The organism is Christiangramia sediminicola, assembly GCF_031344135.1.
GTDB lineage: Bacteria > Bacteroidota > Bacteroidia > Flavobacteriales > Flavobacteriaceae > Christiangramia > Christiangramia sediminicola.
Genome location: NZ_JAVJIU010000002.1, coordinates 563,968 through 583,602, shown reverse-complemented (window position 1 = coordinate 583,602; position 19,635 = coordinate 563,968). Strand labels below are relative to the sequence as shown.

15 protein-coding genes are annotated in these 19,635 nt (G+C 36.5%); 7 read left to right on the top strand and 8 right to left on the bottom strand.

What is annotated here, in order from left to right; all coding sequences use genetic code 11:
- Nucleotides 1-120 precede the first annotated feature (120 nt).
- From RE431_RS06615 to RE431_RS06605, 3 genes are all read left to right on the top strand, one after another.
- On the top strand, nucleotides 121-3,042 hold the full coding sequence (locus tag RE431_RS06615; RefSeq protein ID WP_309561334.1) for an FAD-binding and (Fe-S)-binding domain-containing protein: 2,922 nt from the start codon (nucleotides 121-123) through the stop codon (nucleotides 3,040-3,042).
- A 95-nt stretch (nucleotides 3,043-3,137) separates the two neighbouring features.
- On the top strand, nucleotides 3,138-4,715 hold the full coding sequence (locus RE431_RS06610) for an ATP-binding protein (protein WP_309561178.1): 1,578 nt from the start codon (nucleotides 3,138-3,140) through the stop codon (nucleotides 4,713-4,715).
- Complete coding sequence (locus RE431_RS06605; RefSeq protein ID WP_309561177.1) at nucleotides 4,716-5,087, top strand: response regulator; 372 nt, start codon at nucleotides 4,716-4,718, stop codon at nucleotides 5,085-5,087.
- Here RE431_RS06605 and RE431_RS06600 read toward each other — a convergent pair.
- The gene (locus tag RE431_RS06600; RefSeq protein WP_309561176.1) at nucleotides 5,084-5,881 is read right to left on the bottom strand and encodes a UDP-2,3-diacylglucosamine diphosphatase; all 798 of its coding nucleotides are present in this window, start codon (nucleotides 5,879-5,881) and stop codon (nucleotides 5,084-5,086) included. The two genes, RE431_RS06605 and RE431_RS06600, sit on opposite strands and share 4 nt — an antisense overlap.
- A gap of 177 nt (nucleotides 5,882-6,058) precedes the next feature.
- On the opposite strand from RE431_RS06600, the gene aroC reads away from it, so the two are divergent.
- Both aroC and RE431_RS06590 read left to right on the top strand, forming a co-directional pair.
- Complete coding sequence (aroC, locus tag RE431_RS06595) at nucleotides 6,059-7,123, top strand: chorismate synthase (RefSeq protein ID WP_309561175.1); 1,065 nt, start codon at nucleotides 6,059-6,061, stop codon at nucleotides 7,121-7,123.
- Nucleotides 7,124-7,142: 19 nt separating this feature from the next.
- Nucleotides 7,143-8,471 (top strand): dicarboxylate/amino acid:cation symporter, encoded by a 1,329-nt coding sequence (locus RE431_RS06590; RefSeq protein ID WP_309561174.1) that lies wholly within the window; start codon nucleotides 7,143-7,145, stop codon nucleotides 8,469-8,471.
- Here RE431_RS06590 and RE431_RS06585 read toward each other — a convergent pair.
- Together RE431_RS06585 and RE431_RS06580 are read right to left on the bottom strand one after the other, a co-directional pair.
- Nucleotides 8,468-8,884, bottom strand: coding sequence for a thiol-disulfide oxidoreductase DCC family protein (locus tag RE431_RS06585; RefSeq protein WP_309561173.1), 417 nt, complete (start codon nucleotides 8,882-8,884; stop codon nucleotides 8,468-8,470). The two genes, RE431_RS06590 and RE431_RS06585, sit on opposite strands and share 4 nt — an antisense overlap.
- A gap of 3 nt (nucleotides 8,885-8,887) precedes the next feature.
- On the bottom strand, nucleotides 8,888-11,071 hold the full coding sequence (locus tag RE431_RS06580; RefSeq protein WP_309561172.1) for an endonuclease MutS2: 2,184 nt from the start codon (nucleotides 11,069-11,071) through the stop codon (nucleotides 8,888-8,890).
- 47 nt (nucleotides 11,072-11,118) lie between these two features.
- Between RE431_RS06580 and ung the strand changes: the two genes are divergently transcribed.
- Entirely contained in the window at nucleotides 11,119-11,784 is a 666-nt protein-coding gene (ung, locus tag RE431_RS06575) for a uracil-DNA glycosylase (protein ID WP_309561171.1), read from the top strand.
- 52 nt (nucleotides 11,785-11,836) lie between these two features.
- Here ung and RE431_RS06570 read toward each other — a convergent pair whose 3' ends face one another.
- The 3 genes from RE431_RS06570 to RE431_RS06560 form a co-directional block, all read right to left on the bottom strand.
- Nucleotides 11,837-12,418: a hypothetical protein gene (locus tag RE431_RS06570; RefSeq protein ID WP_309561170.1), complete on the bottom strand. Its 582-nt coding sequence runs from the start codon at nucleotides 12,416-12,418 to the stop codon at nucleotides 11,837-11,839.
- Between the two features lie 271 nt (nucleotides 12,419-12,689).
- Nucleotides 12,690-13,889, bottom strand: coding sequence for a ScyD/ScyE family protein (locus RE431_RS06565; protein ID WP_309561169.1), 1,200 nt, complete (start codon nucleotides 13,887-13,889; stop codon nucleotides 12,690-12,692).
- 44 nt (nucleotides 13,890-13,933) lie between these two features.
- Entirely contained in the window at nucleotides 13,934-15,607 is a 1,674-nt protein-coding gene (locus tag RE431_RS06560) for a DUF4412 domain-containing protein (protein ID WP_309561168.1), read from the bottom strand.
- Nucleotides 15,608-15,868: 261 nt separating this feature from the next.
- Here RE431_RS06560 and RE431_RS06555 point away from each other — a divergent pair, with 261 nt between their 5' ends.
- Nucleotides 15,869-16,702 carry a helix-turn-helix transcriptional regulator gene (locus tag RE431_RS06555; protein ID WP_309561167.1) on the top strand — a complete coding sequence of 278 codons (834 nt, stop codon included), beginning with the start codon at nucleotides 15,869-15,871 and terminating at the stop codon, nucleotides 16,700-16,702.
- A gap of 11 nt (nucleotides 16,703-16,713) precedes the next feature.
- Here the strand turns inward: RE431_RS06555 and RE431_RS06550 are convergent, their stop codons facing one another.
- Together RE431_RS06550 and ppk1 are read right to left on the bottom strand one after the other, a co-directional pair.
- Entirely contained in the window at nucleotides 16,714-17,565 is an 852-nt protein-coding gene (locus tag RE431_RS06550; RefSeq protein WP_309561166.1) for a substrate-binding domain-containing protein, read from the bottom strand.
- Nucleotides 17,562-19,616 (bottom strand): polyphosphate kinase 1, encoded by a 2,055-nt coding sequence (gene ppk1 / locus RE431_RS06545; protein WP_309561165.1) that lies wholly within the window; start codon nucleotides 19,614-19,616, stop codon nucleotides 17,562-17,564. Before ppk1 ends, RE431_RS06550 begins: the two co-directional genes overlap by 4 nt.
- Between the last annotated feature and the right edge of the window lie 19 nt (nucleotides 19,617-19,635).

Genomic DNA, 19,635 nt, shown 5'->3' with positions numbered 1-19,635 from the left:
TGAACACAAATTTATGTCGATTCCCTTTACAACAACGTCTGTGGGAGCAAATGTATTGTTAATATTAATTAAAAAACTGTTAAGTAGGATCAGATAAAACCTCTAAATTTGAGTATGGAAATGAACAAAAACCTGCAAAAACTTTCTGGTGAGCTAACTGGAAAATTACATTATGATGAACTATGGAAACGTATCTATGCTACAGATGCTTCGGTTTACCGTGAAATTCCATTAGCTGTCGCATTTCCAAAAAATGAGGATGATCTAATTAAACTAATCGGCTTCGTAGGAAAACATCACACATCACTTATTCCAAGAACAGCCGGTACTTCTCTGGCTGGGCAGTGTACAGGTAATGGGATAGTGGTTGATGTTTCCAAACATTTTACAGACATCATTAAAATTGATGCTAAAAATAAGAGAGTTATAGTACAACCAGGTGTTATTAGAGATGATCTGAACAGAAAACTGCATAAGCATGGTTTATTCTTCGGTCCAAATACATCAACTTCTAATCGTTGCATGATAGGAGGTATGGTTGGTAATAATTCCAGCGGTACAACCTCCATTAAATATGGAACTACCAGAGATAAGCTTGTTTCTTTAAAAGCAATATTAAGTGACGGATCCAAAGTTGAATTCAGAGATCTAAACAAATCTGAATTTGATAAAAAACTGAAGTTAGATAATCTTGAAGGTGAGATCTATCGCTTGCTTTTTAAACAACTAGAAGATAAATCAATTCAGGAAGAAATATTACAAAATTATCCCCCTGCAAGTTTACATCGTAGAAATACTGGTTATGCGATCGATGAGCTTTTAAGTACCTCCATATTTAAAGAAACTGATATTGCTTTTAATATAGCCAGATTAATTGCTGGAAGTGAGGGCACCCTGGCTTTTATTACAGAAATTACATTACAACTGGATGATCTTCCTCCACAATATACTGCGATGGTAGCAGCTCATTATTCCAGTATTGATGCGTGCATGCAAGCCGTTGTTCCAGCAATGGGACATTCCCTTTATACTTGCGAAATGATGGATAAGGTGATCCTGGATTGCACCAAAGAGAGTTTAAAGTATAGGGATAACCGGTTTTTTATTGAAGGTGATCCCCAGGGAATCTTAATGTTGGAATTGCGATCAGATTCTGAAGTCGAGTTGCAAAATAAGGTAATTGATCTTTTAAAAACCCTGCAGGAATCTGATCTTGGTTATGCATTTCCAGTACTGTACGATGAACAGATAGACCTGGCTCTGGAATTACGAAAAGCAGGACTTGGATTACTTGCCAATTTAAAAGGTGATAAAAAAGCAGTTGCCTGTATTGAAGATACTGCCGTGGCCTTACCGGTGCTGGCAGATTATATTTCAGATTTCAGCAAGATCATGAAAACTTATGATCAACAGGCGGTTTACTATGCTCATGCCGGTGCTGGGGAAATTCACTTAAGACCAATCTTGAACCTTAAAAAATCTGAAGATGTAAAACTTTTCAGAAGTATTACCAGGGATGTTGCAGAGCTTGTGAAGAAATATAACGGCTCTTTAAGCGGGGAACATGGCGATGGAAGAGTTAGAGCAGAATTCATTGAATTAATGTTCGGTAAAAAGATCTATGAACTTTTAAAAGAAGTAAAGTTCGTATTTGATCCAAAGAACATTTTCAATCCCGGTAAAATTGTTGAAGCTCCAGCGATGGACGAATCTCTGAGATATACTAGAGATAGAACCGAGCCGGAAATAGAAACCATCATGGATTTTTCTGATGCCGATGGAGTTCTAAGGTTGGCGGAAAAATGTAATGGAAGTGGAGATTGTCGAAAATCTGTAGAAGCAGGTGGCACCATGTGTCCCAGCTATCGTGCCACAAAAGATGAAAAAGACACTACGCGTGCTAGGGCTAATGCTTTAAGGGAATTCCTAACCACTTCAGATAAATCGAATCGATTTGATCACCAGGAATTAAAGGAAGTGCTGGATCTATGTATTAGCTGTAAAGGTTGTAAAAGCGAATGTCCGTCCAATGTCGACATGGCAGCTTTAAAAGCCGAATTTCAGCATCAGTATCACAAATCTCATAAGCCAAGTTTCAGAGATAAAGCATTTGCTAATATCACTCAACAGAACGAAAGAGCTTCAAAATTGCCGAAGCTTTCTCGCTTTGTAATGACTAATAATTTCACTTCCGGAATGGCAAAGAAATTGCTTGGTGTGGCGAAAGAAAGGGAGTTGCCGGTAATAGCCAAGCAAACCTTAAAGCATTACTACGCTAAGAATAAAGGTAAATTTGAGTTGAATAATCCTATTAAAACGGTATTTATTTTCAATGATGAGTTTACTAATTATCTTGATGTTCAGGTAGGAAAAGATGCAATAAACCTTCTGACTAAACTTAATTATCAAATCAGGATCATTGATCATCCAGAAAGCGGTAGAAGTCAGATTTCTAAAGGTTTCCTTGATAAAGCCAAAATTCTGGCGAATAAAAATATTGAGATTTTCAAGGATTTAATTTCAGATGAATCTCCACTATTAGGAGTTGAACCTTCAGCTATATTAAGCTTTAGAGATGAATATCTTCGACTTGCAGATAAAAAAGAAGCAGCACAGAAACTGGCTAATAATAGCTTTATTATTGAAGAGTTTTTAAAACAAGAAATAGCAAAAGGGAACATTACCTCGGAACAATTTTCTAAAAAACATGCAACGGTAAAAATTCATGGCCATTGTCATCAAAAAGCACTTTCTAATGTTTCCAGAACTTTTGATATTCTGAATCTTCCTACGAATTACAAAGTTACTATAATTCCTTCCGGTTGTTGTGGAATGGCAGGTTCATTTGGCTACGAAAAAGAGTATTATGAAATCAGTATGCGAATTGGTGAAAATTCCTTATTCCCGGCCATACGAAAAGCGGGAGAATCGGTGATCATATCAGCTAATGGGACTAGTTGCAGGCATCAGATCAAAGATGGAACTGGCCGTATCGCTCATCACCCGGTTAGCATTTTAAGACAGGCATTAAAAAAGTCCTAATTTCAATGTTAATACTTCTTTAAATTTTATTGCCCGCCTCACTAAAACCTTAACTTTAGCCGTGATAAAGCGCACCCAGGAATGAATAGTAATTTATGATGAAGCAGGACCTCCGAATTAAGGAGTTGGAGCAGGAATTAGCAAAAAGAGAAGAGGAGATTGAGCAGCTGAAAAATAGAAACTATGCCTTGGCAGATTCTATAAGCGGTCTTAAGGATGAAGTCTACAAATACGAAGAGTTAGTTCATTCTTCTAAATCTTTAATTGCAATCTTCATGGGTGAAGATCATGTGATAGATATCGCAAACGAATCGATAAGAGAAGTTTGGGGAAAAGGACATGATGTGATTGGCAAACCTCTATTGGAACTTCTTCCAGAATTAAAAAGTCAGGGAATAAAGGAATTGCTTGATCAGGTTTATCAAACAGGCATTGCTTACCACGCTGATGAATTACCAATTGAATTGGTTATAGACGGCAAACCCGAGATCCGTTATTTCGACTTTACATATCAGCCGCAGAAAAATATAGATGGAGAAATTATAGGTGTAGCAGATATAGCCACAGATGTCACTAAACAGACACTTTTAAATAAAAAAATCAAGAAAAATGGGAAGGAATTCAGGGAACTGGTGAATTTCATGCCTCACAAAATAACCCATTCAGATCCTGAAGGTAATACTTTATATTGCAATCAAAGCTGGCTGGATTATACAGGTAAAACCGAAGAGCAATTCATCGAAGAGCCCTGGACAAGCTTAATTCATCCTGAAGATAAGGCAGAGACCGAAAAAATGGTCGGGAAAAGTCTTGGAGATGGTAGTGAAATAGATCTTGAAGTAAGACTACTTGATTATAATGGTGAATATAAATGGCATCTTTGCCGCGCTACCTGCGTAAAGGATGAAGAAGGAAATATTAGTTCCTGGATAAGTTCCAGTACAGAAATTCAGAAATTAAAAGAAGAGGAAGAACTAAAAGAAGGCTTTTTGAAGCTGGTAAGTCATGAACTTAAAACTCCGGTCACTTCTATAAAAGGATACGTTCAATTATTGTTATCAATTCTTTCAAAGGAATCTTCGGAAGTAAATAAATCGGTATCTGTAAAACCATACCTTAATAGAATAGAGACCCAGGTAGAAAGATTGATCAGGCTTATTTCAGAAATGCTGGATCTATCCAGAATAGAACAAAACGAATTAAAATTAAAACCTGAAACCTTCAATATCAATCAACATGTTGAAGAAATCATTGAAGATATCACTTTTTCGAATAAGGAAATTCAGATAAAACTGGATAATCATTTCGAATGTGATGTAAGCGCAGATAAAGACAGAATTGGCCAGGTAATTATTAATTTTATTACTAACGCCTATAAATACTCGCCTGAAGATAATAGGGTAGATGTGAAAATATGGAAATGTGATGACGAATTTGTGGCAATTACGGTATTAGATCACGGTATTGGAATTAATCAGAACGAAATTCACCAGATATTTAAAAAATTCTACAGAGTGCCAGGCGATAGAGATGAGACCTATGCTGGATTCGGAATAGGATTATTCCTGTCCAACAACATTATTGAAAGACATAATGGAAAGATAAATGTGAAAAGCGAATTTGGAAAAGGATCTGAATTCACTTTTACCTTACCTATAAAACAAACTAACTAAATGGCAAAAATCCTAATTGTTGATGACGACCAAACTATTGGTTTCATGCTTAGAGATATTCTTGAATTTAACGGTCATACGGTAACTGTTTCCCAGCAGCCCAGAAAGACTAAGGAGAATATTTTAGAGAATGATATTGAACTCATTTTATTGGATAAACTGATATCTGGAGTAGATGGTACCGATGTATGCGCACAACTAAAGCAGGATGAAGCCGTGAAAGACGTGCCTATTCTTATGATGTCTGCATTACATAATGTAGGAGAAATTTGTAAATCTGCCGGTGCGGTAGATTTTATTTCGAAGCCATTTGATATGGATACCCTTGTCGCCAAGATTGACGATATTCTGGAGAAATATCCATCTAATTAACTGGCAAAAATTGTAGTTGCGGCAACAAATGGTTTAGAAGCTCTTTCTTCTACGATATCACTGTAGTGAACGAGCTTCCATTTTTTGTTCTCATATTCCAGCGAGGTTAGGTTTTCAACCCAGTCTCCAGAATTCAGGTAGAGACAAGTACCGTTATTCAGCACCTTTCTCACGATTCTAGGCTGATGAATATGCCCACAGATGACAAATTTATAACCTTGTTGTATCGCTAGTTCTGCCGCAGTAGTTTCAAAGCTTGAAATGAATTTCTTGGCGCTTTTTACGCTATTCTTAATTCTTCCGGATAAGGAATATTTTCTACGTCCGCTTTTTACGAGCACCCAGTTTAATAATTGATTCAGAAGGACAAGAAGGTCATAACCCCAGCCGCCAAGTTTGGCAATCCACTTTGCATTCTGAATAGAGACATCAAATATATCTCCGTGAAAGAACCAGGCCTTTTTACCATCCAGATCAAGTATTAGTTTATCCAAAATTTGAATATTACCGAGTTTGGTATTACTAAATTTCCTGAGCATTTCATCATGATTCCCAGTTAGGTATATAATTTCGGTTCCTTTTGTGCTAAGATCAATGAATCTTTTAATGACTTCAAGATGATCATTATGGAAATAACTTTTTCTGAACTGCCAGATATCAATAATATCACCGTTCAGGATCAACTTTTTAGGTTGAACCGTTTTAAGGTAATCCAAGAGTTCCTTGGCGTGACAACCAAAAGTACCTAAATGCACATCTGAAATTACGACTATTTCCGGCTTTCTTTTTTTCAATATTGTAGAATCAATTTTATTGCAAATATTGGCTATATCATCTCTTTATGGCTTAGCGAAGAATTAAAAATTGTTTACCAAATGTTTAAAATGAAAGCTATTTGTTATCCTAACATTAAATAGCATTCCATTTTCAAATATGTTCTTAAAAAATTACATTTGTTCAAAATCCTTCTGATGCTCGGAAATTCCTTTGGTAAAATGTTCAAACTAACCACTTTTGGCGAGTCACATGGTGTCGCAATTGGTGGTGTTATAGATGGGTGTCCTGCCGGTCTTGAAATTGATGTTGAAAAAGTTCAATTAGAATTGGATAGAAGACGTCCAGGACAATCTGCTATTGTTACCCAGCGTAAGGAACCAGATACGGTTGAATTTCTTTCGGGTATCTTTGAAGGAAAGTCTACCGGAACTCCTATTGGCTTTATAATTAAGAATGCCAATCAGAAATCAAAGGATTATTCTCACATTAAGGACACGTATAGACCTTCACATGCAGATTACACCTATGATGAAAAATATGGAGTAAGAGATTACAGGGGTGGAGGAAGATCATCTGCACGTGAAACTGCCTGCAGAGTGGTCGCTGGAAGTATTGCTAAACAAGTACTGCAGAAAGTTCAATTCAATGCATTTGTTTCTTCTGTTGGAAAGCTTGAACTAAAAAAAGATTATACCGAACTTGATTTTTCAGAAATAGAAAAAAATCCGGTACGCTGCCCAGATCCTGAAATGGCCAGTGAGATGGAAGCTTATATCAAGGAAATAAGGGCTGATGGTGATACTGTTGGAGGGACAGTTCAATGTGTGATCAAAAATGTACCTAAAGGCCTTGGCGAACCTGTTTTTGATAAACTTCATGCCGAATTGGGAAAGGCCATGCTTTCGATAAATGCCGTAAAAGGCTTTGAATATGGAAGTGGTTTTGAAGGAACAAAAATGAGAGGAAGCGAACATAATGATCATTTTAACCAGGATGGTTCCACTCTAACCAATCTAAGCGGAGGAATACAGGGGGGAATTTCAAACGGAATGGATATCTATTTCAAAGTGGCTTTTAAACCTGTAGCTACCCTAATGCAGAAACAGCAAACTATCAATTCTAAAGGTGAAGAAGTCGAGATGCAAGGTAAGGGTAGACATGATCCTTGTGTAGTTCCCAGAGCAGTGCCTATCGTAGAATCTATGGCAGCGTTGGTGCTAGCCGACTTTTACCTTCAGAATAAATCATCGAAAATCTAATATTTAGAAAAACTTAAACATGAAGAAACTTGCACTGCATTGGCAGATATTATTAGGAATGGCAGCCGGGGTTGTTTTTGCCCTTATCATGACTAATTTTAGTTGGGGAGCAGATTTTGTTAGCGACTGGATAAAACCATTTGGAAACATTTTCATCAATGCCCTTAAATTGATCGCAGTGCCATTGATCCTGGCATCTCTTATTAAAGGGATTTCAGATTTGAAAGACATTTCCAAGCTTTCAAAAATGGGAACCAGGACCATCGCAACCTACATCATTACAACCGTCATTGCTGTTAGCATTGGGTTAGTGATGGTGAACCTTATTGCTCCAGGAAAGGCAATTTCTGAAGATACCAGATCAGAACTTATTGCCAGTTATGAAGGAGACGCCAATGTTAGGATCTCCGATGCTCAGAAACAAAAAGATGCTGGTCCGCTTCAAGCCCTTGAAGACCTTGTGCCAAGTAATATTATTGGTGCAGCTGGCGATAATGGGAATATGCTACAGGTTATTTTCTTCGCTATATTCTTCGGAATTGGTTTGATCCTGATACCTGAAAAAACAGCCAAACCTGTAAAAGACTTTTTTGATGGCTTTAATGAAGTTATTCTAAAAATGATCGATCTTATAATGCTTACAGCGCCATACGGGGTATTTGCCTTACTTGCTGCACTTGTTGTGGAATCACCAAGCGCCGACCTTTTTGCTGCGTTAGCAATGTATGCTCTAACGGTACTAATAGGTTTAGCCCTTATGATAGGAGTTTATATTCTTCTGGTATGGGTTTTTACCAAGAACAAACCATCTTTCTTTATCAACGGGATTTCTCCGGCACAATTACTTGCATTTTCAACGAGTTCGAGTGCTGCTACCTTACCGGTAACTATGGAAAGAGTAGAGGAGCATATGGGAGTTCATAAGGAAGTTACCAGTTTTGTACTTCCAATAGGGGCAACTATTAATATGGATGGAACCAGTTTATACCAGGCAGTTGCAGCGGTATTTATTGCGCAGGCCTTTGGGATGGATCTAACTATTGGTGCACAGTTAGGAATTATTGCTACGGCTACTTTGGCTTCTATTGGTTCTGCAGCTGTACCTGGAGCAGGAATGGTGATGCTGGTTATAGTACTAGCACAGGCAGGTATTCCAGAAGCGGGACTTGCGCTTATTTTTGCTGTAGACCGTCCACTTGATATGTGCAGAACTACTGTGAATGTAACTGGTGATGCTGCTGTTTGCCTTATGGTAGCAAAATCTGTAGATATGATGGGCCCTCCAAACGTGAAAGACTGGGATGATAATTATCACCCGGAAACAGAAACCGTTTCAGAAAAGGCTTAATCCAAAAACTTAGATCTGAGTTCGGGAGTAGGGATCATGCATTGTTCCTTTTTCCCGAACCATTTATATCTATTATTTGCGATGAAATCGTATACACCGTCGCGAAGTCCTTCAGGCAAAAAAAGAAAGTTCTTTAAAAGAGAATAACCACCAGACATTTCTCTTGAGATTTCAAGGGCCGCGGTAGATTTTCTGTAATAAGCAACTCCCGGATCTATCATTATGATAGAATCCAGTTCTTCAGGGTTCAGTCCGCGTTCTTTTAAAAGCTTTTTACCAATTTCGCTTTGAAGGGAAGCAAACCTGAAGACATCTTTCTTATCATGCTTTATAATTCGCTGAATAGCGTCGTTGCAAAGATTACAAACCCCATCGAATAGAACGATCTTTTTATTTTCAGGTAAGTTATTCATAGACTATTTTTTAGCGGACTGTACAAGTTCTAATTGCTCTAAGCCAACAGAGGTAGTAAACATACCGTAATTTACAATTGCTTTACCTTTTTCTATAGTATCTATAGAACCTACAGCTTTACCATCTTCCAATCTAACCCTGTCCCCAACCTTTAGATTAGCTTTAGGTTTATTGGCTTCCTGTTTTTTTATCTGCTCTTCTTTCTTTTTCTCTTCTTTTTTCTTTTCCCTAATCGGTTTGATCTTCTTCTGAACCTCCTGTTTTAATTGTCTTTCCTGAGCCTTTTTACGCTTCTGCTCTTTAGCAGATTCTTTCTTCCGCTTGGAATTTTCAATTTCAACAAGCTTTAAAAACTCACCGATAAGTTCTTTTTTCTTCTTATTACTGAAGTATTTTTCACTTAGATCATTCACTTTCTGCCCTAAATAAATAAGACGCTGATTAGAGTCATATAACTCCTGATAATTCTCCAGTTTCAACTGGATTTTAGAATTGATTTCTTCCAGCTTTTCCTGTTGCGCAGCAGCTTTTTCTTCCTTGGTTTTTAAAGAATCTGTTGTTTTTCTCAGCACAGATCTTTCCTTTTGAAGTTTAGCAATACTGCGATCAAAACGAATTTTACCTCTTTCAACTTTCTTTTTAGACCTGTTGATCAGACTATATGGAATTCCGTTCTTCTGAGCAACTTCAAAGGTAAATGAACTTCCAGCCTCTCCAACCTGAAGTTTATAGATAGGTTCAAGCGTTTTATTATCGAACATCATGTTCGCATTGCTCATTTCTGGCAGTTCATTAGCAAGTTTTTTCAAATTTGCATAATGCGTGGTTAGAATACCATAAGAACCTTTTTCGTAAAATACTTCTAGAAATGTTTCAGCCAGTGCACCTCCTAATTCCGGGTCACTACCTGTTCCGAATTCATCAATAAGGAAAAGAGTTTTATCATCACACTTTCTAAGAAAGTAATTCATATTCTTTAGCCTGTAGCTATAGGTGCTCAAGTGATTTTCGATAGACTGGTTATCGCCTATATCGGTAAGTACTTTATTAAAAATACACATGCGGCTATATTCATGAACCGGAATAAGAATTCCGCTCTGCAACATCACCTGAAGCAAACCAACGGTTTTAAGCGTAATACTTTTTCCACCGGCATTAGGTCCTGAAATAACCATGATCCTGTTATCTGGCATCAATTCAATGCTCTGTGGGAATGTTTTCTCACCTTTCTTTTTATTGCTTAAATAGAGTAGAGGGTGATAGGCTTCCTGAATATGTAATTCACGTTCCTTCGTGATTTTTGGTTTAACTCCGTTGATCTTTTCAGCATATTTAGATTTTGCTGCGATCACATCCATATCACTAAGCAGATCCTGATAATCTATCAGAATTTCGCGATAGGGCCTGGTAAATTCGGTTAGCGCTTTTAATATCCTCTTAACCTCTTCCTTTTCTTCATACTCAAGATTATTAAGCTCTCTGGTAAACTGGTAAGTAGCTTCCGGCTGGATATAAACAATACTTCCTGTTTTAGAATTCCCCATGATTCCGCCTTTCACCTTTCGGCGATGCATGGAACTAACTGCAAGCACTCTTACATTTTCAACAACACTTTCCCTGATCTCATCTAAATAACCATAGGACTGGTAAGTGCTAAGAGCTGAATTAAAACTGGAGTTGATCTTTCCTTTTACTGAATTTATAGATCTTCTTAGATTCTGAAGAAGTGGAGAGGCATCATCTTTCATCTCTCCAAACCTGTCTATTACACCATTGATCTTATCAGTAAGTGTTAGATCAAATTCTATATGCGCTACAGTTTCAGATAACGCCGGATAATGTTCTCTGAATTTTTTGAAATATTTCAAATGAGAATTCACCGTTTCGGTAATGGAAGCCATTTTTCTGAAACCTCCAATTTCGATTACCGAACCTTCAATACCAAGCATTTTTATTTCCTGCTGAATAGAATCGAAACCGTGATTTGGAACAGGCTGATCTACTGTCTTAGAATCGAAATATTCTTTGGTCTGGTTGAGACCAAAAACTGTTTTTTTATAATTTGGATAAGGTTGAATACTAAGAGCTTTTTCTTTTCCCTGTCCCGTGATGCATAGATCGCTAATTTGATCACATACAACCGGAAACTCAAGATCATCAAGACTCCTTGAACTAATTTTTATCATATCAATTTTTCCCTACTTTTGAGGCGCTACAAAGTTACTTAATTCTCATGAACGTAAGAATACATCAAAGCTGGAAAAAGGAATTAGAACCTGAATTCGTAAAAGACTATTTCCGAAACCTTATAGATTTTGTAAAAACTGAATATTCTGAGGATAAATGTTTTCCTCCGGGATCAGAAATCTTTGCCGCATTTGATCATTCTACTTTTGAAGATACCAAGGTCGTGATTCTTGGTCAGGATCCTTATCACGGCGTTGGCCAGGCAAATGGGTTGTGCTTTTCAGTTAAGGATGGGATTTCATTTCCGCCTTCTTTGATCAATATTTTCAAGGAAATCGAAACAGACCTTAATAAACCGATTCCATCTACCGGAAACCTGGAAAGGTGGGCAGACCAGGGAGTATTACTATTAAACGCCACTTTAACTGTTAGAGCTCATCAGGCTGGATCACATCAAAAGAAAGGTTGGGAAACCTTTACCGATTCTGTTATCAAAATGATCTCAGACGAAAAAGAAAATCTTGTATTTATGCTTTGGGGTGGATACGCCAAGAAAAAATCAAAATTGATCGATTCTTCAAAACATTTAATTCTAACAACTGGGCATCCATCACCGTTAAGTGCCAATAGAGGATATTGGTTCGGTAATAAACATTTTAGTAAAGCAAATGAATATTTGCAGAAAAACGGAAAATTAAAAATTGACTGGTAATAAAAAAACCGACTATTACTATAGTCGGTTTTAATTTGAAAATTTTTAGATCTTAAAATCTATATCCCAGGTTAACCATGATCTGGCCAGTAAAAGTAGGGGAATCATTATTGAAAAGATTTCTTCCAAAACCTCCACTAAAATCTGCTTTAAAACCACCAGAGGAGATCAGCTTACCACCAATACCAAAACCTAAAGCAAAATCTGTGTACTTCATTTCATTTTGCTCTACCAGTTCATCTCCAATATAATAGAATTCTTCACCATAGTCACCATGTGAAAGCATTCCAAAAGCATGTACATAAAATCCACGAGCATAATTAGAGCTGAAAAAATGCTTGTATTTACCGGTTACAGCAAGATCTCTAGAGAATTCATCTGCAATCTCTTCATTGAATTGAACCCATAATTCAGTACTCCAACTTGAATCTTCATTTATATTACGTTCGTAACTTAAATCAAAGGCTCCAACAGCAATAAGGGTTAATGCGTTTATGCTTAATTCATTCTTGCCAAAATTTTCGTCTATGAGGAAACCTGTTTCTTTATCTCTTTCTCCATCCTCGTCTTCCTGTTGTGCCTGGATATTAAAGCAGAATAACAAGATAAACATGGGTAGTAATAATTTTTTCATGATGTAATAGTTTTTTGATTTGACGATCAAAAATATATTAATCCATTTAAAAACTATCGTTTAGAGCTAAAAATTATAGGGTGATTTGGGCTGAAAAATATATCTTCTAAAAGAGATGTTTTATAAGTGTTTGATTTACAGATCCAAGATAATTTTACTGAAAAGAAAATTTTAAAATTTTACCAAGATATTTTTTTAAAAAATTTCTATGAATTGAAATTTAGGCATAAAAAAAGCCGGTTTATAAACCGGCTTGAGTATTTAATTGGATTTATAGCATGCTGACTGTGGAAGATCCACCTATAAAGAGTTTATTTTCTAACACCCATAAATTACCTTTTTTGTCAAATGTAACTGCACTTGGATAAACCAGGTTTTCTGCAACTGTTTTTACGAAATTCCCTTCAGTATCATAAGCCGAAATTGTTCCTCCTCCCATAGGAATTTCCTCAACAAATGCCGACAGGAAACTGTTAGCATCAAATTCGACTATATAAAGCAACCCATCTGGACCCATTACAACATCAATTACAGAAGTTAATCCGCTGATAAGAACATTACATTCTGGAGAACCTTCAACTTCAGAACATACCATATTTATGCCGTCTGTAGGCATTTTCCAAACTCTGGAAATTCCAACCGGAAGTACTCCCGGAGTAGCACCTGATAATTCTCCAACATAAATGAATCCATCATCTGCAATTGCCACAGATGTTGGTACAGGCTGTACATAACAGGTGATGTTACTATCTCCATCTGTGGTTTGAAAAAACTCCATCCATTCACCTTCGTCATTCAAAGGAGGAGTTAATATTGCCTTCCAGTCAACATCACCCTCTGTAGTGGCCTGAAGAACTGTATTCCCGGCAGCATCTGCAACGAGAACTGTTTCGCCATCAAAAGCGGTGAGTTTATAAGGATTATTTTGTGGTCCTGCAGAAAATACAACCTGACCATTCTCGGTAAATTCTTCTTCACATTGCTGATTTTTCCATTGAGGACCTTCAAAAGCATCGGGATCGTTATCTCTTTCAAATTTTGCCAGATCTGCGACCATTCTCACTTTACCATTAGAAGCTCTGTATAATTCACCTTCCTGGGCCAGATCTACTCCTGCCGTGGTGAAGAAGGCGTTTCCTGCTCCAAGGGATTCTATACCGTTAATATCAGTATTTGTATTGAGATCTATGATTTTAGTGATCTCTCCATTTTTAATAAGTTGAATACTGCGATCACCTGAAAATTCATTTACACCTACCATGATACTTCCATCTGGAGTAGCTGAAATGTCGTAAACCAGACCTCCAGGAAATTCATAAGGAACTGCATAAGCATTTTTTCCCTTGAGGTCTGCCACTTCTAAAGGAATCTCGGAAGATTCTTTTTCACAAGCTGCAGTGAATACCGCTAGAAAACTAAGAATTAATAGTCTGGAGACTAAATGATTGGTTGAATTAGTTTTTGTTCTCATGTTTTAAATTTTAACTGGTTAATAAATGATTTATTGATATTTATTTAATTCTTCATTGATTTAAGCTGCCCCAGGAAACTCATGTTCTGATATTCATTTTTACGGAAAGAGGTTTTTTTCTGCTGAATGGATTGAGCGGTGAGTAAAACATCATTTTTTGATTTCTTTTTATCGGTATATCGCAATTCGGTTATAAGACCTTCAGAAAATTGTTCGACCAGTCTGTGGTCAATTTCTGGAATATTCAATTCCATAGGCCCGGAAAGCTTGAACAGATTGCTCATTTTTACTGGAGCTTCAGTAGTATGATACACCTGAACTATAAATTTATCGCTTTCAATTTCCAATCCTTTACAGTTATATCCTATAATCGTTTTTTCAGGAATCTCCCGAACTTTTAAATCATCATTGTTTTCAATGGCTTTAGGCTGTTTAATAGGATGGATTTGAAGGATTTTATTTGTATCTGTATGAACGAACATCACCATAGCATTTAGATTGATATCGAAAACCATGGTTGCGTCGTTAATACTCCCAGATTCTTTATTTTCAACACTGACGCCCTGATAATTACTATTGTTTTTAAGAAGGAATACAAGGTCTTGAGGATCTCCTTTTTGATTTGGCATTAGCATCTTTAAGCGGTATTGCCAATCGAAATCATAAGATTCCGGTAGATCTTCACTTCCCAAATCGCTATTCTTCAAATTTTCAGTCATCGTTTTTACCTCCGCGTGCGATGTCCCTTGCGATTCTGCCGTTTCATAATCGCTATTTTGTGTAGTATTACTTGAAGTTCCAGGTGGATTAGCATCGGCTCCAGCCATAATAAGATCCTGGAATGGCATTTTAACTTCAACAGCTTTTGGAATATTAACTTCTACTGGCTGATATTTAAAATCATAGGAACCTGATTTAATTCCTTCAGGAGTTTTGACATTTATTATGGCTTTAGATAATCTGTTTTTTTCATCAAATAAGACATAGCTGCCCGAATAATCAGGATCTGTATAATTAAATCGTAAACCTTCACTCGTATCACTTTCTATATAATCCTGATTTCTAAAGTGCTCGGGGCGATAAATAAAGGCCCATTCCACGATCATAAAAGTATTCAGGCTCATTCCCTGAGCTTTTGCTTTTTCTGTAGCCGCTAGCATTGGGCCAGATGGTAGCTGAAGTAGCGACATGCTCATAGCTGGCATCATAAAAGACATAGCGTCAGATCTCATTAGCCCGGTTTTTTCCCATCTATTGTTTGAATCATTGAAAGCATATTGAAAACCCTCACTATCTGTATACATTTCAGAATTTTTCTCTGGAGAGATTCCTCGCATGGCCAGATGATCAGCATCGAAAAAGAAAGAACTTCCTGCATTATTATTTTCGGCGGTTGTCACAACCACATCCATGGAATAGAAATCCCTTTTAGCTGGAGTGTTGATATGCATTGCCGTAGTATCGTAATCAATTGTACCCGAATTTTTCTTTATAGGACTTGGTGAGGATACCCCTTCGAAATTTCTATTTTTTGAATTATTGGCAAGGCTATCAAATGCTGCTTCCGTCATCTGTTCAGCCTTCTTTTCGGTCTTTTTCAGAAGAACTTTTTCAGCTGCATTCTCTGCCTTGTTCTTTAACTTCTTCAGTAATTGCGCTTCAGCATTTTGTCCTAATCCGATTAAAACAAAAAAAAGTAGTAAAATCTTGATTTTCATAAGAATACAATTAACCCGGGGAGAATTAAAAAACGATAAACAGGTTCATTTCAGACACTTAATGCCTTGGGGAATCATATAGTTCAGTTTACTGCTTCATAATAACTCTGAAGAGTTATTACAAGAAATTTAGCTACAAAATTATCCAGTAAGCTAAATTTGTAGTACTTTAAATACCTGATTATTAGTAAAATAGAAAGATACAGCTATCTTTAAACCCATAATTGTACAAAACGGACAACTGTTATAAATCACAAGATCATGATTTCAAATTTCGCAAAACCTATTGATTATCCTATTCCAGAACAGTTAGTAGAATTTGTTTTATATAGCATTTATGGTAAATCTGAAAATAAATTGAATGTTGTATATCCTATGTTCGCCAATGGTTTTCCCTTAATTGTCTGGGCTGAGGACATTCCTGAAATAATTACAGATTCGTTTAAAAGATTGCCAGAAAGTAAACTTAATATCGCAGGACAGATCTATAACAGTAATATATCTGTGGCTTTTAATGATCAATTTTTGGATGCCATTGGTGTTATTCTATCACCGGCTGCACCTTATTATCTTTTTCATCAATCAGCACAGATATTCTTGAATCGTTGGACAGGGCTTGATAAAGTTTCACCTATAAAAGCTGATAAACTAATTTCTAATACTGAAAATGCTGAAATTACCAGAGACAAACTGGAACGTATTTATGATTACCTGATCCAATTGGAAAAAAACAGGCTTGAGCCAATTCCATGGCTTGATAGATCACTCCGTAGAATTTTGGAAAGCCAGGGAGTTATCGAGATAAGAGAAATTATTGAAAAGGAAGAAATAAGTGAACGGCATTTTAGGCGAAAATTTCAGGAGATTATAGGAATGCCACCAAAATATTACTGCAAAGTGATACAGATTACTTCCGTTTTTCAGCTTCTCCAGCAAAAAGAAACAAGTGAAAATCTTACCCAGGTAGCTTTAGATTGCGGATACTTTGACCAATCTCATTTTATTAAGGACTTTAAAAAATATATTGGACTTAGTCCTAACAACTTTCTGAATAGTGAATATTCATTTATATCCACATATCTCGGAGCTCATTAAAAACTAACATATTAGATATTTGCAATAATTTTTTCTGAAGAAATTTTCTCTTCAATTAGATCCAGATCTAATAATTGCTCCTGGACTTCAGTTACATCTTCCTCACTGATCTGTTCCTGACTCCATCGGGTTAAATCAAGCCACTTTCTAATATCCTCCAGTTTCTGTCCGTATCTTTCAGATAGCTCAACATCAATATTTTTCTGAACTTTTAAATCTTTAGTTTCCTCATTTAACACAGAAAGCATTTTATGAAGAGATTCGGTTTTTGAATTTAATGCTTCTTCATTGGCAGCAATTACAAAGCATGGCCATGGAGTAGGGCAGTCGGCAATTAATCTGAAAGTTTTGTTATCTACCAGAGGTTTGGTTGTAAAATGTTCCCACATAAAATATTGAGCATCATCATTTTTCAAAGCTTCAATAGCTCCGTCAAGGTTATTGATGATTTCAAATTTCAGATCATTAATATTCCAGTTAAGATGCTTTGCGTTTACATATGCCATTAAATGAGAACCGCTACCCATTCGGCTTATAGCAGCCTTAGTATTTTTAAGATCCTGAATATTCTTATATGGAGACGCAGCATCTACATGAATTCCCCAGATTAACGGACTCGCTATATAGGTCTGAATGATTTTACTTTTATTGCCATTGATGATATCACGAATAATACCTTCGGTTAATATAACGGCTGCATCGATCTCTCCAGCACGTAATGCTTTACACATGGCTCCAGTACCTTCAGGAAATTCTTTCCAGGTCACTTCAACTCCTTCTTCCTGAAACTTATTCTTTTCGATACAACGATGCCATGGAAGATTAAAATGTTCTGGTACACCACCAACTATTATCTTTTTCATGATTTATGCTTTTTCTTCAGGTAATTGTAGATCTCGTATTGTGAACGAATTTCTTTCTCTCCTTTTTTTCTTTCAACGTAGGTATTCGATTCTTCCGGATCCTGAATTCTTGCCTTTACATTGTCCCTTAACTGGATGTTCAGTATTTCCTTGAATTCCTTTTTAATATCTTCATCAAGAACAGGGGAAATCACTTCAATTCTACGATCCAGGTTTCTATTCATCCAGTCTGCACTTCCATAAAACATCAATTCATCTCCGCCATTTTCGAAAATATAAATTCTTCCATGTTCAAGAAACCTATCAACTACACTTGTGATATAAATATTCTCACTTAATCCCTTAACTCCTGGAATTAAACATGTGAAACCTCTTATAAGCATTCGTATCTCAACTCCAGCATCACTAGCTTTATAGAGCAGATCTATCATTTCTTCATCTTCGAGGCTATTCATTTTAGCTGTGATCTTAGCCTTCTTGCCTTCACGTGCATTTTCGATTTCATTGTAAATTAGCTTTACAAATTCCTGCCTGGTAGAAAATGGAGAAATTAGAAGGTTCTTTTCTCTAGGAATGATCAATTCGCCCTCAAGTACTTTAAATAGTCTGTGCAGCTCCTTAGTAATATTCTTATTCGCCGTAAATATGGCATGATCACAATAAATTGCAGAGGTTTCCGCATTAAAATTACCAGTGCCTATATATGCATATTTTACATTCTCATCACCTTCCTGCCTGGAAATAAGCATGATCTTGGAATGTACCTTTACTTTAGGATAGCTATAAATAACATTTGCACCCTTTTCTTCAAATTTTCGTCCCCAGCTAATATTGTTTTTCTCATCAAATCTCGCTTTGGCTTCAACGAATACAGTGACGCGCTTTCCATTATCTAGAGCTTTCATCAATGAACTAGTCAGTTCAGATTCATCGGCTACACGATATAAAGAAATACTGATCTCAGTAACTTTTTCATCATTTGCGGCCATCTCAACAAATCTTTCTACATAAGAGAAAGACATATATGGAAAATGAAGGGATTGATCTTTCTTTGCAATATCCTCAAAATAATTTTTACTCTTATCCAGAGTATTATGGGGCAGTGCAGGTAATTTCTTGAAATGTAAATCTTTATTATTCGTAGGATCAGGGAAAGAAAAGAAATCCTTGAAATTATGATACTGACCACCAGGCATCATATCTATTTTGCCAAGTTTCAGAAGTTTTCTGACTTTCTTCTGAATATCCTTAGGCATTTCAGCATCATACAATAATCTTGTAGGCTGACCGTCTGTACGCTGTTTTAAGGATGTATATATCTTTTCAGCCAGCACACCTTCATAAATGTCATCTATATATAATTCTGCATCGCGAGATAATTTGATCTCGTAAATACCGGTAATATCGTTTTCAGGAAAGATCTTAAAAGCTTCGTGCCTAATAATTTCATCGAGATATGTAATACTGTGCTCGTCTGTCACATCGTCAATCATTACGAATCTTCCGCAATGTTCAACCGGAATATTTACAACACCTAATTTGTTTTCATTTTGAAAAGTGACCAGAAAGTAGAGAACAGAGTTTTCAAGAAATAGTTCATTTTCTTTCTTAAGATCCAGCATTATGGGCTTTATATGCTTTTCAATCTTCTCATTGAAATATGAATCGGCAAATTTTCTATGCGCCTTACTATAATGTTCAGCATCCAGAATATGAATTCCATTTATAGCAAGCTCTGGAATAATTTCTTTGTTGTATATATCACCGAAAGCGTCCTGCTGGTTTTTAACTTCCTGTATGATCTGTTTTGTGATCTTGGATGGACGAAGTGCTAGTTTCTTACGGATACTTTTCTTCACCCGTTTCATCTGGCGGAGTTGCGATACCCGAACTCTAAAATACTCATCAAGATTTGAAGAAAAAATGGCCAGAAACTTCATCCTCTCATAAAGAGGATTTAATTTATCTGTGGCCTCCTGAAGAACCCTCTCATTAAAACTCAACCAGTTTAGATCTCTATGTCTAAAGCGGTCTTTATTAGGTTGCTGCATGGAATGTAAATTGTTTGAT